A 25855-nucleotide genomic window follows, 5' to 3' on the forward strand; every position below is an offset into this window, starting at 1 on the left:
ACTTCATGGATCTTTTTGCTTTCTTCGGCAGTCTGCTTTGGCCGATCAAGTGGGTGATCGAGGCAATCCTCGTGGCCTTCCACGAAATCCTTACATTCTTCGGAATGGACGCGGATGCCGGCCTGACCTGGGTTCTTTCGATCGTCGGTCTCGTCTTGGTTGTGCGCGCAGCTTTGATTCCGGTCTTTGTTCGCCAGATCAAGAGTCAGCGACGCATGATGGAAGTCGCGCCGCAACTCAAGAAGATTCAGGACAAGTACAAAGGCAAGAAGGATCAGTTCTCTCGTGAGGCGATGTCTCGCGAAACAATGGCGATGTACAAGAACGCGGGAACTAACCCGTTTAGTTCGTGCCTCCCTCTTCTTCTGCAGATGCCGATCTTCTTCGGGCTCTTTTCGGTGCTGCGCAATGCACAGCTCGAGGGAAACGCTCCTGGTGTTGGCCTCCTCAACGCTGAGCTCTCAGAATCCTTCGGAACCTCGTCACTTTTCAACATCGCTCCCCTGCACCTTGCAATCAGCACGGCAGACGGCAACACCGCGGTCATCGTTACTGCAGTGATCATGGTCATTCTCATGACCGGTTCACAATTCATTACACAGCTTCAGATCATGTCGAAGAACCAGTCGGCTGAAATGAAGGCAAGCCCCATGTACCGCCAGCAGCGGATCATGTTGTACCTACTCCCCCTCGTTTTTGCCTTCTCTGGGTTTACTTTCCCGCTGGGCGTTATGTTCTACTGGCTCGTCTCCAACTTCTGGACCATGGGTCAGCAGTTCCTCGTTATTCGCAACATGCCTACTCCTGGTAGTGAAGCGGCGCTCGCTCGCGAAGCTCGTTTGGCAAAACGTAATCAGCGCAAGGGAATCATCGAAGAAGCTCCCGAATCCGACTCCGGAACTGCTGTGATTGAAGAACCTAAGAACGTGCAGCGGGATCAACCTGTAAGTAAGAACCGCGCAAAGAAGAAGCAGGGAAAGAAGAAATGACGAACGTTTCTGATACTGACACCACCGCAGTCGAGTCCGCTCCTGTGGAGGATCGCGACGACCGCACGACCGCGCAACTCGAGGAAGAAGGCGACATTGCTGCCGACTACATCGAAGAACTGCTCGATATCGCTGATCTTGATGGCGACATCGAGATTGATGCTCGTGCCGGACGCTCGTATGTTTCCGTGACATCGAGCGAGGACACGAACCTCCGGTTGTTGTCGAAGCCCGAGACTGTGACGGCTCTTCAGGAACTCACTCGCATCGCGGTTCAGAACAAGACAGGTGCATTCTCGCGTTTGATTCTTGACATCGGAGGTTCGCGTGAGGCTCGTGCTGCTGAGTTGTCGAAGCTCGTAGACACTGCCGTTGAGCGCATTGAGGCCGGCGCAGATTCTGCAGCACTCCCCGCGATGTCGTCGTACGAGCGCAAGCTTGTTCACGATGTTGTTGCGGAGCGCGGTTTTGTCTCGCAATCAAGCGGCGAGGGTCGCGACCGTCACACGGTCATTACCCGTTCATAGTTTCACGTGAAACATTGACGGATGAGTTGGGGCTTGAGCGCGAGCCTGAGATAGCGGCTGAACTCTTTGGGCCTCGTATTGATGTTGCGCGAGCGTATACGGAGAGTCTTGCTCTCCGCGGCGAGGAACTCGGACTAATTGGTCCGCTTGAAGTGCCACGACTATGGACTCGACACATCATTAACTGTGTGCTTGTCGCTCCCCTGCTTCGCCCAGGATTTGTCGGAGATATCGGTAGCGGTGCAGGGCTTCCGGGATTGGTTCTCGCGATTGCGCGACCAGATGTTGAATTTGTGTTGATAGAACCGATGGAGCGGCGTGTCGATTGGCTCAATGCTGAGTCCGAACGCCTCGGCCTCTCGAATGTTGTGGTTAATCGTTCTCGTTCGCAGGATGCTCCGTACGCTGAAGGATTGACTCAGATTACGGCCCGCGCGGTCACCGCTCTTTCCAAGCTCATCCCATCAACCGAGCATCTTTTGGCCCCTGGCGGAGAGATGGTCTTTATGAAGGGTGCGCGCATCGATGAAGAGATTGAAGCTGCATCTAAAGCCATTCGTAAAGCGCGGCTGAAGGATGTCGAGTCGATCGTTCTTGGCGAGGGAATCACCCCCGAGATCACTAGGGTCTTTCGGGCTAGAGTGGACTGATTCGACTCCGCTCAGCGCAGTCTTCACACTCCCCGTTTTTCATCACCCTGAGAGAAAGTTTCACGTGAAACATCCCGAAAGCGAAGTCAACGAACAAGGCAAGTCGTTCGATGAAACCACGCCGCTTGCGCGGGAAGTCGCGGATCTGACTCGCCGACGTGAAGCTGTTGCGTCCGCTTCACTCCCCTTGCCTGAAAATCCTCGCGTGTTTACCGTCGCGAATCAGAAGGGTGGGGTCGGAAAAACTACCTCGACGGTGAATCTCGCCGCCGCGCTCGCTCGGACCGGGGCACGGGTCTTGGTGATCGATCTCGATCCACAGGGTAACGCTTCAACCGCTGTTGGTGTGGAGCATCGCTCGGAGACCCCGAGTGTCTACGACGTCATGATCAACGATGTGCCGATGGCCGACGTTGTACAAAAGAGCCCCGAGTTCAACGCTCTTTATTGCGTACCCGCCACGATTCACCTCGCTGGCGCGGAGATTGAGCTCGTTTCGCTCGTGGCTCGTGAACAACGCCTACGTTCTGCGTTGGATGCGTTTCTGGCGGAAACGCCCGAGCCATTCCACTACGTATTCATTGATTGCCCGCCGTCACTGGGCCTGCTTACAATCAACGCTTTCGTAGCCGCGCAGGAAGTGCTCATCCCCATTCAATGCGAGTACTACGCGCTCGAGGGTTTGAGCCAACTGCTGAACAACATCAAGCTCATCGAGCGTCATTTGAACCCTCGTCTCCGGGTATCGACTATCTTGATGACAATGTACGACTCTCGTACCAATCTAGCTAACCAGGTTGTGGACGATGTGCGGCAGCACTTCCCCAAGCAGGTATTGACCACGGTCATCCCTCGCTCAGTACGGATTTCCGAAGCTCCCAGCTACGGGCAAAGTGTCATCAGTTACGACCAGAACTCCCCCGGATCGCTCTCTTACCTTGAAGCAGCGGCCGAGATTGCTTACCGAGGAGCACGCAAATAATGGCAGCACCAAAACGTACGGGTCTCGGTCGTGGAATCGGCGCTCTTATCCCCTCCTCGGATGAGAATGAAGAACGTCCCGTCGACGTGTTTTTTCCTGGCGGAGAGCTAACACCGGACAAGCTTCGGTCGGTTCCTGGCGCTCGGCTAGCCAGCCTCTCCCCCCTTGATATCGTTCCCAACTCTCGCCAGCCACGAACTGAGTTCCGTCAAGAGGAACTCGAAGAGCTCATCATCTCGATCCGCGAAATAGGCGTGCTTCAGCCAATCGTTGTTCGTCCCCTCGCTGGTGCTGTTGACGGTCAACCGCAATATGAACTGATCATGGGCGAGCGTCGTCTGCGTGCGAGCAAGCACTTAGGCTTGGCGACAATTCCTGCTGTGATTAAGAGCACAGCAGATGAAGACATGCTTCGCGATGCGTTGCTCGAGAACTTGCACCGCGCAAACCTCAATCCTTTGGAAGAAGCATCGGCGTACCAGCAGCTTTTAGCCGACTTCGGCATCACCCAAGAACAGCTGGGTGAACGAATTGGACGCTCACGGCCCCAAATTACGAACACTTTGCGTCTTTTGCGCCTTCCAGAAAGCGTTCAGCGCCGGGTAGCAGCTGGCGTCCTGTCCGCAGGACACGCGCGAGCGCTCTTATCGCTTCCTGACAACGCTGGAATGGAGCGTTTGGCGGAGAAAATTGTCAACGAGGAGCTCTCTGTTCGTGCCGCCGAAGCAGCTGCAGGCTCCTTATCGACCAAGCCTCCTCGCTCAAAGCCGTCACGGGGCAAGAAGCAGGGTCATCTCGATGAGATCGCAGAGCGCCTGGGCGACCGACTGAACACCCGAGTGAAGGTTTCGCTCGGTGCGAGCAAGGGCCAAGTCGTAATCGACTTCGCAACCGTCGCAGACCTCAACCGCATTCTCGAAGAGCTCGGCGATACTGGTTTCAACTCCTAAACCGTTCTTGCACCGTTCCATCGGATTGGTATGCGGTCTGGCCCGGCGCCGCGTCTGGGTTGGTTGTAGCAGTGGTCCTTTAGCGGGGCACTGTGCTCGGTGCCTAGTGCCTAGTGCCTAGTGCCTAGTGCTCAGTGCCTACGTTGCTCAGTGTCTTGATGCTCGGTGCCTTGAAGTTCGGCGCCTCGGCGAATGTTTGGGCCTTTGCGTCTACAGAGATTCTCCTCGCACATTAGGTTGCGGTTCGCACGCTCCCTTTTCGGCGCATGTGCAATATGGCTAGGCGATCCCATGGTCTGCCGCTGCTCCCCCGCCCCATGTTGTATGTGGGAGCGGGGTGACCTGACGGCGCTAAAAGACACCTCCGGTTTTGGCGTACAGGGCCAGCGATATGTCCGTTTGCAACAGGGGGTTTGAGATTCCCGCTTCTTCGCGCAGGGAAATCACGCTGCGCGACGACACACGGCCGCCTCCACCGGAGTGTGAGGTTGCGGGGTTTATCGGGCACGATAGTTCAGACCCCGTGATTCCCGCGGTTGGGATCACGAGTGTTCCACGTGAAACATTGAAGTCTCGGCCAAATCCGTAACTTTGTGGGCAACGATGTTTCACGTGAAACCACTGCACGAGATTCGTTGCGCCTCGAAGAGTGAGCACAGATGTTCCACGTGAAACGCTACCGGCGTGGACGCTTCTAGATCGGCCCACGAGCTGTGCGATCGCAGCCATCAGTACCCAGTACCCAGTACCCAGCAACCCGGTACCCGGCCACCAGCCACCGGCCAGAGGTGAAAGAAGCTGGGTGCTGGCTGCCGTGTTCTGGCCCCTCAACTCAACCCGCAGTCGATTAGTGGACCGAATGCGGCGCAACCGCGCCGACTGATACAAAATGGGCTGTAAAAAGGCCAGGGCTCTGAGTGAGTGCATTCCCTAGCTGTGGTGCATGATGCGCTGGTTAACCTTCCATCGCGATGTCCGCGAGAGCAGCATAGACCCAGCCGAGATCGTGTCCGGCGGCGACGAGGGCTTGGGGAAGAATCGACGTCTCGGTGAGGCCGGGCAACACATTGGCTTCGAGGAACCAGGGCGTGCCGGCGCCATCGACAATTATGTCGACGCGCGATAGGTGGCGAAGGCCCAACGCGGAATGTGCTGCGAGAGCGGCTTCGGCCGCGCGGTCAGCTTCACCCTCGGAAATTCGGGCGGGAGTATAAAAGCGGGTCTGACCAGCATTATAACGAGCCTCGAATGTGTAGGCTCCGTCGACCGGTTCGATCTCGACGGCGGGCAGAGCAACCGGGCCCATGCCGCTATCGAGGATTCCAATCGCGATTTCTACACCCGTGATGCGCTGTTCGATGAGGGCTACGTCGCAGTAGTTGTAGGCATTGACCATCGCCTGCGGGAGATCAGAACGATCGGTAACGATCGAGACGCCCTGCGCGGAACCACCCTGTGCGGGCTTCACAACGAGCTCCCCCGAAAGTTCATCGGCCAGTTCATCGAGGATGCTGTGGGCGCCAAGTTCACGGAAGGAGTCCCGCGACAACGCGATCGACAGCGGCGTGCGCACTCCTACTCGCGAGACTAGAGCCTTAGCGGTGGGCTTGTCCCACGCGAGACGCGCGGCATCCGCTCGCGATCCAACATAAGGGATGCCGATGAGGTCGAGAAGACCGCGCAAAGCACCATCTTCACCACTGGCACCGTGCAGAGCAGGCCACACGACATCCGGCTTCGATTCGCGAATATAGGGAAGCAGCGTGGCATCCGGATCCCGGAGCTCGACGATCTTGCCCTGAGCGCGCAATCCGTCGGCGACGCGGCGACCAGACCGGAGGGAAACGTCGCGTTCGTGCGAGATTCCGCCAGCAAGAACGAGGACGCGAGTGGGTGAATCGTTCATGAGGTGTCCTAGCTGAGGTTGGCTGGAGGGTTGATCATCGACGGTGTGGGAGGCACAACCGTGAGAGGGGCTGTTTGCGAGAATGTGCTGAGCAACTCAAGTTCTCCGTTGATCACAGTGGAGAGACGACGGATGCCTTCACGAATGAAGTCAGGCGTCGGGTAGCAGAAGGACAGACGCATATTGCTGCGCCCATTCCCATCCGCGTAGAAGGCCGTACCTGGCGTATAGGCCACTAATTCCTTGACCGCGCGGGGCAACATCGACTTCGAATCGAGGTTATCGGGGAGCGTGACCCAGATGTAGAAACCACCGTTGGGTACAGTCCACTCGAGGTCGGGCAGGTAGTCGTCGAGGGCATCCAACATGGCATCACGACGTTCCCGGTAGACACCACGGAAGGTGTCGATCTGGCCCTTCCAATCAGAGACATTCATGTACTCGCTAATGATGTTCTGGGTAAATGAGCTCGGCGATAACACGGCCGCCTCATTCGCTAAAATGAGCTTCTCTCTAATCGCGTGGGGAGCGAGCACCCAACCAACCCGGAAACCGGGAGCGAGGGTCTTCGAGAATGTGCCCAAATACACGACACCGTCTTCTTCGACTGAGCGCATCGCGTGCGGTGGCGGACCATCGAAATAGAGGAGGCCGTAGGGATTGTCTTCGAGCACCAGAATGCCGTTTTCGCGGGCAATCTCGAGAACTTCAAGACGTCGTTCCCAGCTGAGAGTGACTCCAGCGGGGTTGCTGAAGGTCGGAACCGTGTACAAGAACTTGATTGTCTTGCCCGCGGCCCGCACTGAGGCAATGTGAGCCCGCAGCGAATCGGGAACGAGGCCGAACTCATCCATCTCAACATGCGTAATCTCGGCCTGGAACGATTTGAATACGACCATAGCCGTGACATAGCTGGGGCCCTCGGCAATAACGACGTCGCCGGGATTGATGAAGAGTTTCGTAACGAGCTCAAGGGCGTGCTGTGAGCCAGTCGTGACGACAACGTCATCGACGCTGGCACGGATTCCCTCGAGAGCCATCACTTCGAGGATTTGCTCGCGAAGTGCAGGTAGTCCCTGGCCGGAGCCATATTGAAGGGCGGCCGCACCGCGATCGCGCATCACGCGATCGATCGACTCGGTAATGAGGTCTTGAGGCAGGGCGGAAACATACGGCATGCCGCCGGCGAGAGACACAACTTCGGGGCGCGAGGCCACCGCAAACAACGCTCGGACCTCAGAGGCCGCAAGGCCGGAGGCACGATCTGCATAGTGGTCAAACCACTGGTCAAGGTTGTTTGGCTGTGTTGTCATGGGCAATCCCGTTCGGTTGACTTTAAACAATAGGCGTTTGACCCTAAGGACTCGAAACTGAGCGACGTTTACGGGGCGATCTCAGCCAAACCTCATCCCTCTTCGCTCCGAATAAGGTTCAAAGGCGACGCAGAGAAAGTCGTGTTCAAATGATGAGGTCTGCTTTGAAAATGGGTAGCTTGCGTCACGATCACCGCAGCACTCTGACAGCACTCGACTACGAAATTGAGAACATTAGTGAACGCTCGCACTAGCTGGACAGAATCTGACATCGGAGACCTCACCGGCACCGTGGCACTGGTGACGGGTGCGAACTCTGGGCTCGGGTTTGAAACAAGTCGTGCCCTGCTCAAAGCAGGGGCGCACGTTGTGATGACGATGCGCAGCGCCGAGAAGGCTGCAGTCGCTAAGCAGGCATTGCTGGACAACCTCGGTTCCGTGTCACTCGAAACAATGTTGCTTGATCTGGCCGATCTGGAATCAGTCCGTCGATTTAGCGAGATGTTTCACGGGAAACATTCGCGGCTAGACCTGTTGATCAATAACGCAGGAATCATGATGACGGATGCCCAACTCACGATCGATGGCTTCGAGTCTCAACTGGGCACCAACCACCTCGGTCACTTCGCTTTGACTGGTCATCTGATGGACCTCATCGAGGCAACTCCGGGCGCACGAGTAGTCAGTCTTTCCAGCCTTGCTCACCGCTGGGGGTTCATGGAATTCGGCAACCTGATGTTCCACAACGGCTCATACACTCCCCGAGCCGCCTACGGTCGCTCCAAGCTCGCTAATCTTCTCTTCGCTTACGAGCTTCAACGCCGCTTCGAAGCAACCGGGGTGGATGCGATCTCCGTGGCCGCACATCCCGGCACGGCCGGCACAGGTTTAGCCGACCACCTCTTCAATCGCTGGTATCTGCGCCCGCTCAAATCACTGGTTTTCTTGGGTATTCAGTCGCCGAGGCAAGGCGCGAGGCCCTCTCTGCGGGCCGCAACCGACCCCACGGCGCAGGGCGGCGACTTCTTTGGCCCCGGCAGCCGTAACGAGCATCGAGGTGCTCCTGTATTGGTTGAGTCGAACGCAGCCTCACACTCGGACGTCGACGCGACCAAACTCTGGCTTGAGTCAGAGCGTCTCACGGGCGTTAAATACGAAAGCCTCCGTACACCCACCAAATAGTGGATGCTGGAGGCTTTCGGCAGAGACTGGGCTTTAGGCTAGGAACTCTGCGAGGTCTGCTTCAATTGCAGGCTTCGGCTTTGCGCCGATAACGGTCTTGACGACCTCGCCGCCCTTGAAGACCTTCATCGCGGGGATGGAGGTGATCTGGTACTTCATAGCCATCTGGGGGTTGTCGTCTACGTTGAGCTTGACGATCTTGATCTTGTCGGAGTTTTCGCTGGCGATCTGGTCAAGGATGGGGCCGACTGCGCGACAGGGGCCACACCATTCAGCCCAGAAGTCCACCATGATGGTGTCTTTTGAGTTGATGACGAGTTCTTCAAAGTTGGCGTCGGTTACTTCTGTTGCTGCTGACATTTCTAATTCCTTTGTTCGATGGGACGTTTTTAGACGGAGGCAGCTACGGGAGCTGCTGGTTCCGCGGGCTGGATTGCGCTGGCAACGAGTTCGCGGGGCAATGATGCAAGGTAGTGCTCTGCATCGAGCGCAGCGACGGTGCCGGAGCCGGCGGCCGTAACTGCTTGACGGTAGGTCGGGTCGATGACATCGCCGGCCGCGAATACTCCAGTGATGTTGGTGCGAGAGGAACGACCATCCACTGCAACGGTTCCGTCGGCGTTGATGTCGAGCTGGCCGTGTACCAAGTGGGTGCGGGGGTCGGCGCCGATCGCGATGAACAAACCGCTGAGTTCAACGTGTGAGGTGGAACCATCGACGGTGTCGGTGAGATCAATGCCATCAACGAGGGTGGAACCGGTAATGCCGGTTACAGCCTTATTCCAGAGGAACTCAATCTTCGGGTCGCTAAACGCACGCTCCTGCATTGCCTTCGAGGCACGCAGCTCATCCTTGCGGTGAATCACGTAAACCTTCTCAGCAAACTTGGTGAGGAACGTCGCTTCTTCCATGGCCGAGTCTCCCCCGCCAACGACAGCAATCGTCTTCTGGCGGAAGAAGAAACCGTCGCACGTAGCGCACCAAGAAACTCCGTAGCCGCTGAGGCGCTCTTCGTCGGGAAGTCCAAGCTTGCGATAAGCAGACCCAGTTGCAAACACAACCGCGAGTGCTTCGTGCACTTCTCCATTGCCGAGAGTGACCTTCTTGACCTGGCCCTCAAGCTGAAGATCGGTGACGTCGTCGAGAACAATCTCGGCGCCGAAACGCTCAGCCTGCTTCTGCATTTCCATCATGAGCTCGGGACCTTGGATGCCGTTGGCAAAGCCGGGGTAGTTCTCGATCTCAGTGGTCTTCATGAGCTCGCCGCCAGCCTCAACAGAGCTCGCAATGACGAGGGGCGCAAGGTTCGCGCGCGCCGCGTAAATCGCAGCAGTGTACCCGGCTGGGCCGGATCCGATGATGATGAGTTGGCGCACTTTTTGTGTCTCCTTGGGATTGTGATTACCCGGTTCAACACATCCTAGCCACGGAGTATTCCGAGTGGCTGGGGCGTGCGGGGCTAACACCCAAGAGTTCGGAGCACCGTCACTTTAAGTTCGCTTTTTGACGGCAGAACTGTGGGACGGGCCGGCCGTTAGTGGCGGCGAAGTCGAGACACGATCGGTCGAGCGAACGCGAAGAACTCGGAATTGCGGGTGAGGGCAAGAGTTGCCGCGTAGACAATCAGCATGCCGGTACCCGAAAGGGCGATGGAGACAAAAGCACCGGCGAAGCCAGAGACGGCGAAAGAACCCTCCCCTAATCCGCCCAGGAGAGTCAGGATGCCGAAGCCGGCTGCGGCCGACGGAATCATCGCCGCGAGGAACCACAGAGCGCGAAGCACGAGAGGAAGTAGCTGGAATCCTGGAACGCGTTTGCGGACCACGATCAACGCAATGATCGTCTGCATCGTGCCGGCGATGCTGATCATCGCGGCGAGCCCCATCGCAATGCGATCGAGCGGAAAAGTGGAGACGTATAGAGCGCCCGCAACATAGACCAGAACCTGAATCGTCTGCAAGATGAAGGGAGTGCGAGTGTCTTCGAAGGCATAGAAAACTCGCTGCAGTATGTACATGATGCTGAAGGGAACCAGCCCGACCAGATAAATGATCAACACGATCGCTAGGGACGATTGCTCGGCATAGACAGTGGAGAAAAGTGCGCTGAACGGGAATGCGATCACCATGAGGCCGATGGCTGCGAACATCAGCAGCATCAGAATTGAGCGTATGGCGGTTGATACGTCGTCGCGCATGGCCGTGAGGTTTCCATCACGCGCATGGCCACTCATCCGGGTGAAGTAGGCCATCCCGATCGAGACCGAAATCACGGAGTGCGGCAGCATGAAAATGAGCCACGCGGTCGTGATGACGAAGACCGATGCGGCGACAGTAGAGGCGAGGCTGGCAATCTGGGTGCCAACAGCACCCGCAACCTGCGTGACAAGAATCATGCCGAAGGTCCAGGCCGCTGCTTTGCCGGCGTTGCCGAGCCCCACTCCGCGCCAGCGGAACTCCGGGCGATAGTGAAGACCGGCGCGACGCCAGAAGAAGGCCAAAAGTGTTGCCTGCACCGCGACACCGAGAGTGGCGCCGCCGGCGAGCACTCCGATCATCTGCGGCGTCCAGTCCTCGGACGAATACTGTGTCACGTCGCCAAAGAGCAAGCTGAAGACGAACAGCCCAATGAGCATGACCACGTTGTTAGCTACGGGTGCCCACGTGAACGGCCCAAACTTGCCGCGAGCGTTGAGGACCTCACCGAGGAGTGAATACAAGGCGTAGAAGAGGATTTGAGGAAGGCACCAGTAGGCGAAGGCCGTCGCGAGTGCGAACTCTGCTGGCCCAAAGTTGACGCTGGGTCGCGCATACACCTGCACAAGAAGAGGCGCGCTCAACGTTGCTGCGACTGTAATGACGAGGAAAACGACGATGCCGAGCGTCACTAGACGGTTAATGAACTTCTGGCCGCCGTCTTTGTGCAGAGCGGCCCGCACGATCTGCGGAACAATGACCGCGCTCAGAACGCCACCAGCCACGATGGCATAGACCGCTTTGGGAAGCTGGTTGGCGATGGCATAGGTATCGCTCGTGCCGAACAGCCCCAAAGTGCGGGCAAGCACCATGGCGCTCAGAAATCCCAAGATGCGAGAGACCAACGTGCCGGACGCTAGAAGAGCGCTCGCTCGCCCGATTGTCGAGTTCTTGACCTCTGGCACGGCCGCGGCGGGCAGGGGCACTCCGGGCGTTGGCATCGCGTCGGGATTGGGTCGGTCAGTCATCTGCCGGCTTTCTGCGGCGAACGATGCTGCGAACGAATCCGACCGCGAAAATCACGAAGACGAGGGCTCCGAACGCAAGCACGAGGGGAGTCTCCCACCCTGCCTGCACGTTGATCTCGCTGACCGTGGTGGAGCCGATCTTCAGTCCGGTGCTGCTGCTGAGGCTAATTTCGACATCCACGACCCCGTTTGACAACGATTGCACCGGAATTTCGCCCTTGGCTTGAGAATAGGGTTCGATCGTCAGCTCTACTCGACTGTCCCCCACGGCGAGGAGGCCGGTTCGTGGGTCGACCGTGATGAAAACGGTGACAGCTTGACCAAGATTGTTGCTGACCGACACGGGAAGAAATCCGTTGTCGGCTAGAACCAGAAAGTTGCTGGCCTCCACGACGGTCACTGAAGTGCGCAACTCACGGGAGTCGACCAGGAAGTTGTTTACTTCAGCCAGCCAGTCAGTGGAATCCTCAGTCTCTACGGTGCCGAGCACGTCGAGCAAAGCAAGCCGTCGTTCCGCGATAAGAGATTCAGGGTCTGCGGCGATCGAGAAGAACGTGCGTTCCGCTTGGGCTGCGGCGAACATTCGTGAAACATCACCGATGCGCGATTCCGACTGAGGCATGTCGTTGATTGTTACCGCAGTGGCTTCGGTCGATGCTAGTTCGCTCAGATTTACCATCGTGATTGACGGGCTGGCCGTCATGGTGGCAAGGGCGGCATCTAGTCTCGCCGAGCTGAGTTCCAATGAGTGATCGATCGTGATCAACACGGATCCGGTGTCTGCCGTTTGGCTAGCACCGGCGTCGAGCACGGCCTGGCTGAGTGCCGTTTCGGCGGCAGTCACGTCGCGGTCGAGGGTGGATCCGAGCGCGTCATCCATTGCTGAGGAAGCAGTTGCATCAGCCACGAGGGCGGTAACACCATCGATGGTGGTTACCGAGCCGGCGCCGGATTCTCGAGAGACGTTCGTCGACGACAAAACGATCGTGCTGTAGCCACTATCGGAAAACGCAGCCAGATCACTCGCAACAACCGTGTCGGTGCGGGGAAGAATAAAGCCATCGATTTCGTAATCCCAGGCGAGCAAGGACTCCGTAGTGGGAAAACTAGGAACCGCGTCCGGGTCCTCCGCCTGCGCGGTAGCTGTCGAGGAAGGCGTAGGCGCCGGAGTGTCACTCACCGCGAAGTTGGACGAGTCGAGAGCGAAGTCGAAGGAGATGGGTTCTACCGTGGCGCCCAGCTCCGACTGAGTCGCCAAGGTGATGTCCGCGTTCGCGTAGGACAAAGGAACGATCTCATTGTCGATGAGTGAGAGTCGTTCGAGCCACTCGCGCGCCGAGGCGGGAGCACTTGTGCCGAGCACGCGAATGGAAGCCACGATCATCGGATCAACTGCGATTGCCACAGGCTTTCCAGCCATGGCATCCAGTTGACGCGTGAGAAGACCAAGAGGTTCCGTGTAGTCAGCCAGGGCGTCTGCGTCGAGAAGACCGCCACTGCCGGTGGGAACCGTCAACGGAGCAATAATGGCAACATCGGTAGCCGCGGATGCCGTCGTTAGCACCGGAGCATCGGTGACAGCAGGCGCGGCGCTGGCTCCGCTCGCGGCAAGAGTGAGCCCGAGACCGAGCGCCAGAGCGGCACTAAAGACTCTTATAAGCAAGGGATTACCCCGTACTCTCGCGTGGCCAGCATGGTGTGAGTTTATTCGTCCTTGTCTGAATGGTGGGTGCTTTGCGCGGTTGGGGACAAATTGCACTCGTTGCTCGTGCGAAACTAGTCGCATCATGGAGAGTGTTGCCCACGCGATCGAGAGTCTCGGACAGCTTGCCGACTCTAAACCCGTAGCCACCTTATCGGCGCGCTTCGCTGCTGAGGGATTCGAACTCGCCCTCGTGGGTGGTCCGGTGCGGGATGCGTTCTTGGGCCGCAAGGTCACAGACCTCGATTTTGCAACTAATGCGACCCCCGACGACATCATGCGCATGGTGAAGCCGATTTCAGAAGCGCAGTGGGATATCGGCCGGGACTTTGGCACGATCGCTGCCCGCATTGATGGCGAGACGGTTGAGATTACGACCTACCGTGCCGATAGTTATGACGGTGCGACCCGTAAGCCTGTTGTCGCCTTCGGTGATTCTCTCGAAAAAGATCTGGAACGTCGCGACTTCAGTGTCAACGCGATGGCGTTGCGATTGCCGGAGCGCGTTCTCGTTGATCCGTGGGGCGGCGTTGAACATCTCCTCAGCAAGACTCTGACAACGCCGGGCTCCCCCGAGGTCTCGTTCGGTGATGACCCGCTGCGCATGATGCGTGCCGCACGGTTTACGTCGCAGCTGGGTTTCACGGTCTCCCCCGCTACTGTCGCGGCGATGAAGCAGCTCGCTCCGCGCCTCGACATTGTGAGCGTAGAGCGCGTGAGCGATGAGCTGACAAAACTTTTGAAGACGGATGACCCCGTGCCGGGCATCCGCCTCATGGTCGAAACCGGCCTTGCTGACCAAGTGTTGCCTGAAGTGCCCGCCTTGAAGCTTGAAGTGGACGAGCACGCCCACCATAAGGACGTCTACGAACACTCCCTCACCGTGTTGCGTCAGGCGATCGATCTCGAGAAGCGTCGGCCGGGCATTGAAAGCCCCGATCTGATTCTGCGTCTTGCTGCGCTTCTGCACGACATTGGCAAGCCATCGACCCGCAAGATCGAGCGCGGTGGCGTTGTTACTTTCCACCACCACGATGTTGTGGGTGCGAAGCTCGCGACGAAGCGTTTGCGTGCACTGCGCTTCGACAAGGAGACCATCACCGCGGTGGCGCGCCTTATTGAATTGCATTTGCGGTTCTTTGGCTACACCGAGGGTGCCTGGACCGATTCGGCCGTGCGCCGTTACGTTCGGGATGCCGGTGACCAACTTGAACGTCTCCACATCATTACGCGGGCGGATGTCACCACGCGCAATGTGCGCAAGGCCGATCGACTTTCGTTTGCCTACGACGATCTCGAGGACCGCATTGCGGCTATCGCTGAGGCAGAGGGAGTTGCTGCAGTTCGTCCCGATCTTGACGGTGAGCAGATCATGGCGATCCTCGGGCTTAAGCCGAGTCGTGAGGTGGGCGAGGCCTACAAGTTCTTGCTCGACCTGCGTCTGGATGAAGGACCGCTCGGTGACGACGAAGCAGAAAAGCGATTGCGAGCCTGGTGGGCTGCCCGCCAGTAGACGCCCGCTAGCGAAAGCGGCTTTTCTTCTCACCTTGAGTATTAGCGTGCCAAGCAACTACACTGGGCAGGTTGTCTGACTGCCTTTAGGCAGTTCGATGAACGTCAACACCCTCCTGTTACAGACCGTCTGTAACCGTTTAAGTCCGAAGGAGGTGGGTTTGTGACGCATCAGTACGAACTCATGGTCATCCTCGATCCAGAGATCGACGAACGCACCGTGGCTCCCAGTCTCGACAAGTTCCTCAATGTCATCCGTAATGACGGTGGCACCATCGATAACATCGATATTTGGGGTCGCCGTCGTTTGGCCTACGAGATCAACAAGAAGACCGAGGGCATCTACGCCGTCGTCAACTTCACCGCAGAGAGCAAGTCAACAGATGAGCTCGACCGCCAACTCTCACTCAGCGAAGCTGTCATGCGCACCAAGGTGCTGCGTGCAGAAGCTGGGTTCGCTCAGGTAGCTGCTGCCAAGAAGGTTGCTGAAGAGAAGGCCGCCCGCAAGGCTGCTGCTCCAGCAAAGACTCCTGCAGCCGCAACCAAGGCTCCTGCTGAAGAAGCTAAGGCTGCTCCGGCGCCCGCCGCTCCCGCCGCTCCTGCTGACGAAGCCAAGGCTGAAGCGGAAGCTAAGTAACCGTGGCCGGCGAAACAGTCATTACGGTCGTGGGGAACCTCACGGCAGATCCCGAACTGCGTTACACGCAGGGCGGACTTGCCGTAGCTAACTTCACCATTGCCTCTACGCCGCGCACCTTCGATCGAGCATCCAACGAGTGGAAAGACGGAGAAGCACTTTTCCTCCGCGCTTCCTGCTGGCGTGAATTCGCCGAGCACGTTGCCAGCTCACTGACCAAGGGAACCCGCGTTGTTGCGCAGGGTCGTCTTCGTCAGCGTTCCTACGAAACCAAAGAGGGCGAAAAGCGCACGAGCATGGAACTGGAGATCGACGAAATCGGTCCCAGCCTCCGTTATGCAACGACGCAGATCACCCGCGCCCCCCGTGACAGCTCGGCCCCTCGTGGAGTCCAGCAAAACGGTGGCGGCCAGGCAAAGGAAGAGCCGTGGGCAGCTAGCGCTCCTGCAGCCTCATCTGGCGATGTATGGAACACCCCTGGTAACTACTCCGACGAGACGCCTTTCTAGGCACTCGACGATCAGTCTTATTTACAGAAAGAAGTAACACTCATGGCAGGAAAGAGCAGCGGCGACCGCCGCAAGCCCATCCGCAAAGGCAAGGACGGCAAGAACGCCGCACCAGCCAAGTCGATCCGCGTAGGCGTTATCGACTACAAGGATGTCGCTACGCTTCGTAAGTTCATCTCCGAGCGTGGAAAGATCCGCGCCCGTCGTATTACCGGTGTTTCCGTTCAGGAGCAGCGTCTCATCGCCACGGCCGTCAAGAACGCCCGTGAGATGGCATTGCTGCCCTACGCCGGCGCAGGCCGTTAAGGAGCCACCGACATGTCAAAGCTCATCCTCACTCACGAAGTGACTGGTCTCGGCGCGCCTGGCGACGTTGTAGACGTAAAGAACGGCTTCGCCCGTAACTACCTCATCCCCCAGGGCTTTGCCGTGGCGTGGACTCGCGGTGGCGAAAAGCAGGTCGAGTCCATCAAGGCAGCACGCGCATCGCGCGAGCACGCCACGCTTGAAGAAGCTCAGGACCTCAAGGCTCGCCTCCAGGCGACCAAGGTCAAGCTCACCGTGACCGCTGGTCAGGGTGGACGTCTGTTCGGTTCGGTTAAGCCCGCTCACGTAGCGGACGCTGTTGCCGCTGCAGGACTTGGCGACATCGACAAGCGCAAGATTGAAATCTCGTCGGCAATCAAGGTTGTTGGAGATCACGAAGCTACGATCCGTCTGCGTGACGACATCGTTGCAACGATCACCCTTCAGGTGGTTGCTAGCAAGTAACTGTTTTATCGCAAGGACGACGAGCCGCTTGGCTCGTCGTCCTTGTGTTTTAAGGCCCGTTGTCAAGCCTTTTGTGCACAGGATTACGAAAAATACGGAACCCTCAATCTCGACTTTAGGCATGTTTTTACACATTGTGTGTGAAAACTAAAAGTGCAGGTCAGACGGCGATTTGAGTGTTTATTCCCCGCTGTTTCCACAGTTGTTTCCACAGGTTGTTCACACAGCAGTCGGCGTTTCGTCCGAGTTGTGCACAGGTTTATACACATCCCCAGTTGTGGGTAGTTGATTCTGCTTCGTAGGGTAAAGCAGCCTTGGAGCGGGTCCCAGTGAGGAGCCTGCCCGAGTGTCAGGGGCTACTCGTATAAATAGAGCTGCCCCACAAGGAGGAAAACCATGTCGATCGCGCACCTAGGCCTTTCGGGCGACGAGCGTCAATCAGGCGAATCTCGAGGCAGCTCCCGCGGCGACCGCGTACCTCCCCACGACCTCCTTGCCGAGCAAAGCGCCATCGGTGGAATGCTCCTGAGCAAGGATGCTGTCGCCGATGTCATCGAGACCGTACGCGGAGTCGACTTCTACGTCCCCAAGCACGAAACCATCTTCAACGCAGTACTCACCCTCTACTCGCACGGTGAACCAACTGACGTCATCGCCGTTACCGACGAGCTCACGAAAACAGGTGAGCTCTCCCGAGCCGGTGGAGTTGAGTACCTTCACACCCTCACTGGTCTCGTACCAACCGCAGCTAATGCCGGCTTCTACGCGACGATTGTCACGGAGAAAGCGGTCCTTCGCCGTCTTGTTGAAGCGGGGACACGAATCGTTCAGATGGGTTACGCCAGCGAGGGCGAAGTTCTCGACCTTGTCAACAACGCCCAGGCCGAGATCTACTCCGTGACCGGTGGCGTTGAAACCGAAGACTACGTACCCCTCACGACCGCCGTCGAGAGCGCAATCGACGAAATCGAAGCAGCTCGCGGCCGCGACGGCCAGATGATCGGTGTTCCCACCGGATTCGCTGAGCTCGATGAACTGACCAACGGGCTGCACCCCGGTCAGCTGATCATTTTGGCCGCGCGACCAGCTATTGGTAAGTCAACTCTTGGTTTGGACTTCGCACGCGCAGCATCCATTCACCATGATTTGCCGTCGATTGTGTTCTCGCTCGAAATGGGACGAAGCGAAATCGCTATGCGACTGCTGTCGGCAGAAGCCAGCGTTCCGCTGCAGCACATGCGTAAGGGTTCGGTGCACGCCAACGACTGGACCACCATCGCGCAGACTCGTGGCCGCATCAATGATGCTCCGCTTTATATTGACGACAGCCCGAACATGACTCTGGTGGAGATTCGCGCCAAGTGCCGTCGGCTCAAGCAAAAGGTTGGCCTGCGCATGGTCATCATCGACTACTTGCAGCTCATGACGAGCGGTAAGAAAGTCGAGTCGCGTCAGCAAGAGGTCAGCGAGTTCTCTCGTGCGCTCAAGCTTCTCGCCAAGGAGCTTGAAGTTCCCGTTATCGCTATCTCGCAGCTGAACCGTGGTCCTGAGCAGCGTGCCGACAAGAAGCCAGCGCTCTCCGACCTTCGTGAATCGGGATCGCTCGAGCAAGACGCCGACATGGTTATCCTGCTTCACCGCGAAAGCGCCTATGAAGCGGATAGCCCCCGCGCCGGTGAAGCCGACCTGATCATCGCCAAGCACCGTAACGGACCGACGCGCACCGTCACCGTGGGCTTCCACGGCCACTTCTCGCGCTTCGTCGACCTGCCGCCAGGGTCCTAGGCGTTTCTGGTCAGCATCCCCGACAGGGGAGTGTCCCAAGCGGCCTACACTAGAAGCATCCGCTTGTTGAGAAAGAAGGCGATCGCTTGACTAGTGCTCACGCTGAGCCGCTGCCGGCATCCACTGCGTGGTACGTGCCGCTAGCTCGCGCTATTCCCGCCCTTGCGCTGGCCATCGTCATTACGTTTTCGGCCGATCATTCGTCGCGCCTTGGTCTTGTCACCCTCGCAAGTTTCACTCTCGTGGTCGGCGCCGTTCTGCTCACGGCAAGCATCATGTCGCCGCACCGGGGTATCGCCCGCTCCTTCACGATCACGCAGAGCGTCGTCACGCTCGCCACTGCCGTCGCCGCGTTCGTCGCGACAGGTGGAGGCCAGGCCTACTTCGTCTTCTTGCTGACAGCCTTCGCCGCCATCACCGGTTTTCTTGAGCTCTACCTGGGTCTCCGCAGCCGGGGACGTGACGCGTCATCCCGCGACTGGGTTTTCGTCGGGGGCCTGACTGCGCTACTCGCGCTCATCGTGCTGCTTGTGCCGCCGGGATTCAGCCAGCCCTACACAGGACCCGATGGAATCGACCGAGAACTCACGGCATCCATTGTGGTAGTCGGTCTTCTCGGAGCTTATTGGGCCATTCTTGGTGTGTACCTAGTGATCGCGGCATTCTCGCTCAAGTGGAGTCGAACCGATCATGATGTTGTAACCGCAGCCGTGCAAGAGAAAGAAGAATAGTGACCTCCCCAGACAAGCGTGACCGCACGCGTCCAGCCGAAATGCTCGGTCTTTCCGCGATTTTCGGGCTGTTCGCCGGTCTCGTCGTTTTCATGTCGACCCGTGAACTGATGCTCGCCCTCATCTTCACTGGGGTTGCGTTCATCGTCTCGCTTGTTGTTATCGCAATGCTCGTGCTCGCCGTTCGTCCCGATAAGGACGAACTTCTTGACATGGATGAGCAGGACCGCGACGCCTCGCACTAGTGTGCTCTGACGTACGGGGGTAGTGTGCACCCGCCTAAAACGGCTGAAGTGCGCCCCGATCGACCTCTTTGGAGCGCCCAGAAGTTCATGCGGTTGGTGACTGGAACTTCTTTGACTCCCAGTCTTTATTAAGGTTAGGCTTACCTAAGCAACACTCGCTGCAGCGGGTGTTGCGTTTTTACGCCCGACCGCTTTCGGTCATCCGAAATAACTAAGGACACCATGAACTTTTCACGAACCCGGCACGGAGTACTCGTCGGAGTACTGGCGCTCGCGCTTGCTGCCTGCAGCACCGCTACCCCCGAAGCTGCAGATTCAAACGGGGCTGAAGCATCTGTTCAGTTCGAAGACAACAACGGCAGCCACACGCTGTCGACGCCATTCACCTCGGTAGTCGCCACGGATAACCGCACGTTCGAAACTCTCTCGGACTGGGGAATCGAACTCAGTGCCGCTGCTGTCGCGCTGATGCCGAGCACGATTGCCTACACCGAAGATGACTCGATCATCGACCTGGGTAACCACAGCGAGCCCGATCTCGAGTCCGTCGTTGCCGTACAACCCGACGTGATCATCAACGGGCAGCGGTTTGCGCCGTACTACGACGACTTCGCCAAGCTCGTGCCTGACGCCGTGGTCGTTGACCTTGACCCGCGCGAGGGTGAGCCCTTTGACGCCGAGCTCAAGCGCCAGACCACCATTCTGGGTGAGATCTTCGGCAAGCAAGCAGAGGCCGAACAGCTGAATGCTGACTTCGATGCCTCCATCGAGCGCGTGAACGCGGCGTACAACAGCGAAGACTCCGTGATGGCTGTCATCACCTCCGGTGGAGAGATCGGATACGCGGCTCCGACCGTCGGTCGCACCCTCGGCCCGCTTTTCGACATCTTCGACTTCACCGCCGCACTGGATGTCGATGACAGCAGCGAAGACCACCAGGGTGATGACATCTCGGTAGAGGCAATTGCTGACTCCAACCCCGACTGGATTCTCGTGATGGACCGCGACGCCGCGATTCTCGCTGACGACCCCAGCTACGTGCAGGGCAGCGAAGTTCTTGAGAGCTCCGAAGCACTCTCGGGCGTCACCGCGGTGCAGGAAAGCAACCTCGTGTACATGCCGGCTGACACCTACACGAACGAAGGCATCCAGACGTACACCGAGTTCTTCAACGCTCTCGCTGACGCTCTCGAAGCCAAGAACTAGCGTTACTCACGCCGTTCGGTGCTGAAGTGTGCCCCCGGGCGAACTTCAGCACCGAACGGTTCTGGCCTTCAATCAGAAACCCTCACTCACGGATGACGTCAACACTGGCCCGACGGCGGCCCGCCAACGCGACCACCCTCTTCGACTGGAAACTCCTGCTCGCGACGGTGGGCGTTGTGCTGCTGTTGGTTGCCTCGCTCTTCATCGGTGTCTACGACATTTTTGGGGCGGATGACGGCCAACGAATGTTCGGCATTACTCGCGTTCCCCGAACGGTTGCCCTCGTGCTCGCGGGTGCAGCGATGGCAATGAGCGGGCTCGTCATGCAGTTGCTGACGCAGAACCGCTTCGTGGAACCGACCATGACCGGCACTACCGAGTGGGCAGGCCTCGGACTGCTCACCGTGATGATTCTCTTTCCGGGAGCCAGCATCCTCGCCCGCATGACCGGTGCGGTCATTGCCGCGTTCATCGGCACCGGGGTGTTCTTTCTCTTCCTGCGCCGCGTCACCCTGCGCTCGTCGCTGATCGTGCCGATCGTCGGCATCATGCTCGGTTCCGTCGTTGGCGCCATCTCCACCTACATTGCTCTTTCGACCGACATGCTTCAGAGCCTCTCCGTGTGGTTCGCCGGCAGCTTCACTTCGGTGATGCGCGGGCAGTACGAACTGCTCTGGATCGTCGCAGTCGTCGTGGTCGTGATCTTCCTGTTCGCCGACCGGCTCACCGTGGCGGGGCTCGGCCAAGACATTGCGACGAATGTCGGTGTGAACTACAACCAGATTTTGCTCATCGGCACCGCGCTCATTGCGGTAGCGACCGGAGTCGTGACCGTTGTCGTCGGCAATCTGCCGTTCCTCGGGCTGATCGTTCCCAACATCGTGTCGATGTTCCGCGGCGATGACCTGCGCAGCAACCTGCCCTGGGTGTGCCTGCTCGGCATCGCCATCGTGACCGTGTGCGACATCGTGGGCCGCACGATCATCATGCCGTTCGAAGTACCCGTGTCGCTCATTCTGGGCGTCGTGGGTGCGGTCGTCTTCATTGCCCTTCTGTTGAAGCAGCGCCGCCGTGCATAGTCCCTTGGATGCTCGAGAGAAGCCGACTATTGCCGTCGGCGCGGCCGGCGTGACGGGGCCCTTCCCCACGGTCAAGGCGCGTCGCCGCTACTGGATACTCCTCAGCATCCTGAGCGTGGCCGCTGTCGCGATCGCCGTCGGCCTGCTGGCGTGGGATAACCCAATGCCGGTCGGTACCGACGGGTTCTGGCTCATCGCTGAGCTGCGCGCTACCAACGTGATTGTGATTGCCGTCGTGGCCTTCTGCCAGGCGATTGCGACCGTGAGTTTTCAGACGGTGACCAACAACCGGATTCTTACGCCATCCATCATGGGCTTCGAGTCTCTGTATGTGGCCGTTCAAACCTCCGCGGTGTACTTCTTGGGCATCAGCGGCATCGTTGCCCTGCAGGGTCTCCCCCAGTTCCTGCTTCAGATCGCGCTGATGGTGGGGCTCTCGCTACTGCTGTACGGCTGGTTGCTCACGGGAAAGTACGGCAACCTGCAGATCATGCTGCTCGTCGGCATCATCATCGGCGGCGGGCTCGGAGCGGTGTCGACATTCATGCAGCGCCTGCTCACGCCGAGCGAGTTCGACATCCTCACGGCCCGCCTGTTCGGGTCCATCTCCAATGCGGATGCCAGCTACCTGCCCATCTCGCTCGTGCTCTGCCTGGTGGCCGGCACCTTCCTGCTCTCGCAGGGCCGACGCCTCAATATCGTCGCCCTGGGGTCTGACACCGCCACGAACTTGGGAATCAGCTACCGCTTCGAGATCATGCGCGTACTGTTCTTCGTCTCGATCTTGATGGCAGTCTCCACGTCGCTCGTCGGCCCGATGACCTTCTTCGGGTTCTTAGTCGCGACACTCGCCTACCAATTCGCGGACACCTACGACCATCGCCACATCTTCCCGATCGCGGTGTTGGCCGGATTCGTGGTCTTGGGCGGCGCGTACTTCGTGATGAAGAACCTGTTCTACGCGCAAGGAGTGGTGTCGATCATCGTTGAACTTGTCGGAGGAACCGTCTTCCTCATCGTCATTCTGAGAAAGGGCCGCCTGTGATCACCCTGAACAATGTGGGCAAAAGCTATGGCCACGAAATCACTATTGGGCCGGTCGACCTCACGATCCCCGAGGGGGGCATCACCGCGCTGGTGGGCCCGAACGGTGCGGGCAAATCCACGCTGCTGACCATGATCGGTCGCCTGCTCGGGATTGACTCCGGCCACATCGAAGTCGCGGGCTACGACGTCGCGAAGACCAAGTCGAAAGACCTCGCCAAGATCATCGCGATCCTGCGGCAAGAGAATCACTTCATCGCCCGACTCACGGTGCGTCAGCTCGTGGGGTTCAGCCGCTTCCCGTATTCGCAAGGCCGACTGACCGAAGCGGATGAGGTGGCGATCAACAACTCCATCAACTTTCTGAACCTTGAAGGCCTGCAAGACCGCTACCTTGACGAGCTATCGGGCGGACAGCGCCAACGCGCCTATGTTGCCATGGTGCTCGCGCAGGACACCGAATATGTGCTTCTGGATGAGCCCCTCAACAACCTCGACATGAAGCATTCAGTGCAGATGATGCGTCACCTCAAGCGCGCCGCCCAAGAACTCGGCCGCACGATTATCATCGTGCTTCACGACATCAACTTTGCCGGACACTACGCCGACCACATTTGTGCCGTCAAGGATGGCCAAGTCACCGAGTTCGGAACGCCCGCTGAGATCTTGACCGATGACGTGCTCACCCGGATCTTCGACACCCCGGTGCAGGTCATCGACGGGCCTAACGGCGCGCTCGCTGTGTACTACTAAGCCCCGAGGGGTGTGCGGCGCCCCTGTCGGACGGAGCAATCAGGGGCGCAAACGTCAAAGGCCGGCCTCCGTGAGGAGACCGGCCTTTGTTTAGCGTGAGTTGCTCGCCGCAGTGCGAGGGCTACTTGGCGTCGCCGAGGTAGTCAACGAGCGAGCTCGCAAGGCCGACATAGGTGGCGGGGGTCAGCGCCTGCAAACGTGCCTTGGCATCCGCACCAATGTCGAGCCCCGAGATGAACTCGGTGAGGTCGACAGAGTTGATGCGCTTGCCGCGCGTGAGTTCCTTGAGGATGGCGTAGGGGTCGCTGATGGTGCTGCGGCCCGCGGTGACCTCGGCGCGAATGACCGTCTGGATGGCCTCGCCGAGGATCTCCCAGTTGCTGTCGAGATCAGCGTCAAGAGCATCAGGGTTGAGGGCGATCTCCTTGAGGCCGCGCTCGATGTTGTCGAGAGCGAGCAGCGAGTGACCGTAGGCGACACCCACGTTGCGCTGCGTCGTGGAGTCGGTGAGGTCGCGCTGGAGTCGTGAGGTCACGAGAGTCTGAGCGAGCGACTCGAGAAGAGCGCTCGAGAGCTCGAGGTTGGCCTCAGCGTTTTCGAAGCGGATCGGGTTGATCTTGTGCGGCATTGTCGACGAACCGGTTGCGCCCGCCTGCGGAATCTGGCGGAAGTAGCCCATCGAAATGTACGACCACACGTCGGTGCAGAGGTTGTGCAGCACGCGGTTCGCGTGACTTGTGGCTTGGTACAGCTCCACTTGCCAGTCGTGCGATTCAATTTGCGTGGTCAGCGGGTTCCAGTCGAGCCCGAGGGATTCCACGAACTCCTTCGAAAGGGCTGGCCAGTTCTGCTCGGGGTCTGCAGCGAGGTGGGCGGCAAACGTGCCAGTAGCTCCGCTGAACTTGCCGAGGTAGCTGATGCCTTCAATGCGGATCAGGATGCGGTCGAGTCGGTACACGAAGACCGCGAATTCCTTGCCCATGGTGGTCGGCGTCGCCGGCTGACCGTGGGTGTGAGCGAGCATCGCGTTGTCGCGCATGAGCTCGGACTGCGCGCGAAGCGCACCGAGCACGGTACGGAACTTGGGCAGCCAGACTTCGCGTACGGCATCCGAGATAGTGAGCGCGTACGAGAGATTGTTGATGTCTTCGCTCGTGGCGGCGAAGTGAGTGAGCTCAGCGATCGCGCTCAGGCCCAGCTCGTCGAGCTTGGCGCGCACCAGATACTCGACGGCCTTGACGTCGTGGCGGGTGGTGGCTTCGAGGCGAGCGAGTTCATCGATCTGCTCTTGACCAAAATCGGTAGCGAAGGCGCGCAGGGCGGTGACCTGGTCGGCGCTCATCGGGTTCGAACCAAACAGGCTCTTGCTCGTGAGGAAAATCAGCCATTCAACTTCAACATGCACGCGGGCCCGGTTTAGGCCAGCCTCGGACAGGTACTCCCCCAAGGCCGAAACGGCGGGACGGTAGCGGCCATCGAGGGGACTCAGTGGTTGAACGGGCAACGGGCTCATGGGGCTCCCTGGTTGTTGGGGGTTGGTGCTGTGATGCCTGGCGTGATCTGACGAAATAGTGAGCCGCACGCTTTCTCGATCATGCCGAGGACATGATCAAAAAGTGCGGCATCCGAATAGTAGGGGTCTGGCACGTCGATAAGAGGAGCGAGTTCGCTGTCAAAGCTCAACATGGGCTGCACTTTTGATCGGTCTTGATCGTTGGGTGCCCACGTGCGCAGAATGCGTTCCTGTCCTCGATCGAACGCGACGATGAGGTCGAACTTGTCAAACCATTCGGGGTCGAACTGGCGGGCGCGATGCCCAGAACCATTGTAGCCGCGTGCGGCAAGGGCGCTGATGGTGCGGGGGTCAGCTGACTCCCCGACATGCCAGTCACCGGTGCCGGCGGAAGTAACCGCGATGCGGTCCTGAAGGCCAGCTTCGGCAACAAGCTCTCGAAACACTGTTTCGGCCATCGGAGAGCGACAGATGTTGCCGGTGCACACGAAACAGACCCTAAAAGCAGTCGAGTCTGAGAGTGCTCGCTCGAAGGTCATGCTTCATTCTGTCGCAGTTTCAACTCCCCAACAGCGCTGGTCTACGTATTCCCTTCCCCGATACGTGTTGGTAGCCACTGTGTGGGGCGGGGTTTGGCGAGAGTTGT

General features: G+C 58.6%; 25 protein-coding genes and 1 pseudogene. 18 read left to right on the forward strand and 8 right to left on the reverse strand.

Going from position 1 to position 25855, the window contains the following annotated elements; translation table 11 throughout:
* Window positions 1-5: 5 nt before the first annotated feature.
* From yidC to I6E74_RS01225, 5 genes are all read left to right on the forward strand, one after another.
* Window positions 6-989: a membrane protein insertase YidC gene (yidC, locus tag I6E74_RS01205; protein ID WP_197122303.1), complete on the forward strand. Its 984-nt coding sequence runs from the start codon at window positions 6-8 to the stop codon at window positions 987-989.
* Window positions 986-1516, forward strand: coding sequence for a R3H domain-containing nucleic acid-binding protein (locus tag I6E74_RS01210; protein ID WP_197122305.1), 531 nt, complete (start codon window positions 986-988; stop codon window positions 1514-1516). The genes yidC and I6E74_RS01210 overlap by 4 nt, the downstream gene beginning before the upstream one ends.
* A gap of 14 nt (window positions 1517-1530) precedes the next feature.
* Window positions 1531-2166, forward strand: a complete 636-nt coding sequence (rsmG, locus tag I6E74_RS01215) for a 16S rRNA (guanine(527)-N(7))-methyltransferase RsmG (RefSeq protein ID WP_197122307.1) — start codon at window positions 1531-1533, stop codon at window positions 2164-2166.
* 64 nt (window positions 2167-2230) lie between these two features.
* A complete protein-coding gene (locus I6E74_RS01220) occupies window positions 2231-3148 on the forward strand; it encodes a ParA family protein (RefSeq protein ID WP_307784348.1) in 918 nt (305 codons plus the stop codon).
* On the forward strand, window positions 3148-4098 hold the full coding sequence (locus I6E74_RS01225) for a ParB/RepB/Spo0J family partition protein (RefSeq protein WP_197122309.1): 951 nt from the start codon (window positions 3148-3150) through the stop codon (window positions 4096-4098). Before I6E74_RS01220 ends, I6E74_RS01225 begins: the two co-directional genes overlap by 1 nt.
* Window positions 4099-5053: 955 nt before the next feature.
* Here I6E74_RS01225 and I6E74_RS01230 read toward each other — a convergent pair.
* Both I6E74_RS01230 and I6E74_RS01235 read right to left on the reverse strand, forming a co-directional pair.
* Window positions 5054-6004 carry a D-alanine--D-alanine ligase gene (locus tag I6E74_RS01230; protein ID WP_197122311.1) on the reverse strand — a complete coding sequence of 317 codons (951 nt, stop codon included), beginning with the start codon at window positions 6002-6004 and terminating at the stop codon, window positions 5054-5056.
* A gap of 8 nt (window positions 6005-6012) precedes the next feature.
* Entirely contained in the window at window positions 6013-7317 is a 1305-nt protein-coding gene (locus I6E74_RS01235) for a PLP-dependent aminotransferase family protein (protein ID WP_197122313.1), read from the reverse strand.
* A gap of 237 nt (window positions 7318-7554) precedes the next feature.
* On the opposite strand from I6E74_RS01235, the gene I6E74_RS01240 reads away from it, so the two are divergent.
* A complete protein-coding gene (locus I6E74_RS01240) occupies window positions 7555-8499 on the forward strand; it encodes an oxidoreductase (RefSeq protein ID WP_197122315.1) in 945 nt (314 codons plus the stop codon).
* Window positions 8500-8532: 33 nt separating this feature from the next.
* On the opposite strand, the gene trxA is transcribed toward I6E74_RS01240, so the two are convergent.
* From trxA to I6E74_RS01260, 4 genes are all read right to left on the reverse strand, one after another.
* Window positions 8533-8859, reverse strand: coding sequence for a thioredoxin (trxA, locus tag I6E74_RS01245; protein ID WP_197106872.1), 327 nt, complete (start codon window positions 8857-8859; stop codon window positions 8533-8535).
* A gap of 29 nt (window positions 8860-8888) precedes the next feature.
* Window positions 8889-9875: a thioredoxin-disulfide reductase gene (gene trxB, locus I6E74_RS01250; protein WP_197122317.1), complete on the reverse strand. Its 987-nt coding sequence runs from the start codon at window positions 9873-9875 to the stop codon at window positions 8889-8891.
* Between the two features lie 158 nt (window positions 9876-10033).
* Window positions 10034-11722, reverse strand: coding sequence for a murein biosynthesis integral membrane protein MurJ (murJ, locus tag I6E74_RS01255; RefSeq protein ID WP_197122319.1), 1689 nt, complete (start codon window positions 11720-11722; stop codon window positions 10034-10036).
* Window positions 11715-13385, reverse strand: coding sequence for a DUF6049 family protein (locus I6E74_RS01260; RefSeq protein WP_197122321.1), 1671 nt, complete (start codon window positions 13383-13385; stop codon window positions 11715-11717). Before I6E74_RS01260 ends, murJ begins: the two co-directional genes overlap by 8 nt.
* A 124-nt stretch (window positions 13386-13509) precedes the next feature.
* Here I6E74_RS01260 and I6E74_RS01265 point away from each other — a divergent pair, with 124 nt between their 5' ends.
* From I6E74_RS01265 to I6E74_RS01320, 12 genes and pseudogenes are all read left to right on the forward strand, one after another.
* Window positions 13510-14937, forward strand: coding sequence for a CCA tRNA nucleotidyltransferase (locus I6E74_RS01265; RefSeq protein ID WP_197122323.1), 1428 nt, complete (start codon window positions 13510-13512; stop codon window positions 14935-14937).
* 183 nt (window positions 14938-15120) lie between these two features.
* Window positions 15121-15462 (forward strand): annotated as a pseudogene (gene rpsF / locus I6E74_RS01270) (30S ribosomal protein S6); the annotation flags it as partial.
* Between the two features lie 113 nt (window positions 15463-15575).
* Entirely contained in the window at window positions 15576-16082 is a 507-nt protein-coding gene (locus I6E74_RS01275) for a single-stranded DNA-binding protein (RefSeq protein ID WP_197122327.1), read from the forward strand.
* A gap of 42 nt (window positions 16083-16124) precedes the next feature.
* Window positions 16125-16388, forward strand: coding sequence for a 30S ribosomal protein S18 (rpsR, locus tag I6E74_RS01280; RefSeq protein ID WP_009773575.1), 264 nt, complete (start codon window positions 16125-16127; stop codon window positions 16386-16388).
* Window positions 16389-16400: 12 nt separating this feature from the next.
* A complete protein-coding gene (rplI, locus tag I6E74_RS01285; protein ID WP_197122329.1) occupies window positions 16401-16853 on the forward strand; it encodes a 50S ribosomal protein L9 in 453 nt (150 codons plus the stop codon).
* 396 nt (window positions 16854-17249) lie between these two features.
* Entirely contained in the window at window positions 17250-18638 is a 1389-nt protein-coding gene (gene dnaB, locus I6E74_RS01290; RefSeq protein ID WP_197106864.1) for a replicative DNA helicase, read from the forward strand.
* Between the two features lie 86 nt (window positions 18639-18724).
* Complete coding sequence (locus I6E74_RS01295; protein WP_197122331.1) at window positions 18725-19369, forward strand: hypothetical protein; 645 nt, start codon at window positions 18725-18727, stop codon at window positions 19367-19369.
* On the forward strand, window positions 19369-19614 hold the full coding sequence (locus I6E74_RS01300; RefSeq protein ID WP_197122333.1) for a hypothetical protein: 246 nt from the start codon (window positions 19369-19371) through the stop codon (window positions 19612-19614). The genes I6E74_RS01295 and I6E74_RS01300 overlap by 1 nt, the downstream gene beginning before the upstream one ends.
* Before the next feature lie 222 nt (window positions 19615-19836).
* Window positions 19837-20820, forward strand: coding sequence for a siderophore ABC transporter substrate-binding protein (locus I6E74_RS01305; protein WP_197122335.1), 984 nt, complete (start codon window positions 19837-19839; stop codon window positions 20818-20820).
* A 92-nt stretch (window positions 20821-20912) separates the two neighbouring features.
* A complete protein-coding gene (locus I6E74_RS01310) occupies window positions 20913-21899 on the forward strand; it encodes an ABC transporter permease (protein ID WP_197122337.1) in 987 nt (328 codons plus the stop codon).
* Entirely contained in the window at window positions 21892-22944 is a 1053-nt protein-coding gene (locus I6E74_RS01315) for an iron chelate uptake ABC transporter family permease subunit (protein WP_374221040.1), read from the forward strand. Before I6E74_RS01310 ends, I6E74_RS01315 begins: the two co-directional genes overlap by 8 nt.
* Window positions 22941-23696, forward strand: coding sequence for an ABC transporter ATP-binding protein (locus tag I6E74_RS01320; RefSeq protein ID WP_197122339.1), 756 nt, complete (start codon window positions 22941-22943; stop codon window positions 23694-23696). Before I6E74_RS01315 ends, I6E74_RS01320 begins: the two co-directional genes overlap by 4 nt.
* Window positions 23697-23817: 121 nt before the next feature.
* On the opposite strand, the gene purB is transcribed toward I6E74_RS01320, so the two are convergent.
* Window positions 23818-25209, reverse strand: coding sequence for an adenylosuccinate lyase (gene purB / locus I6E74_RS01325; protein WP_197122341.1), 1392 nt, complete (start codon window positions 25207-25209; stop codon window positions 23818-23820).
* On the reverse strand, window positions 25206-25748 hold the full coding sequence (locus tag I6E74_RS01330) for a low molecular weight protein-tyrosine-phosphatase (RefSeq protein ID WP_197122343.1): 543 nt from the start codon (window positions 25746-25748) through the stop codon (window positions 25206-25208). The genes purB and I6E74_RS01330 overlap by 4 nt, the downstream gene beginning before the upstream one ends.
* Window positions 25749-25855 lie beyond the last annotated feature (107 nt).

Source organism: Salinibacterium sp. SWN139, from assembly GCF_015864625.1.
In the GTDB taxonomy this organism is placed as follows: domain Bacteria; phylum Actinomycetota; class Actinomycetes; order Actinomycetales; family Microbacteriaceae; genus Rhodoglobus.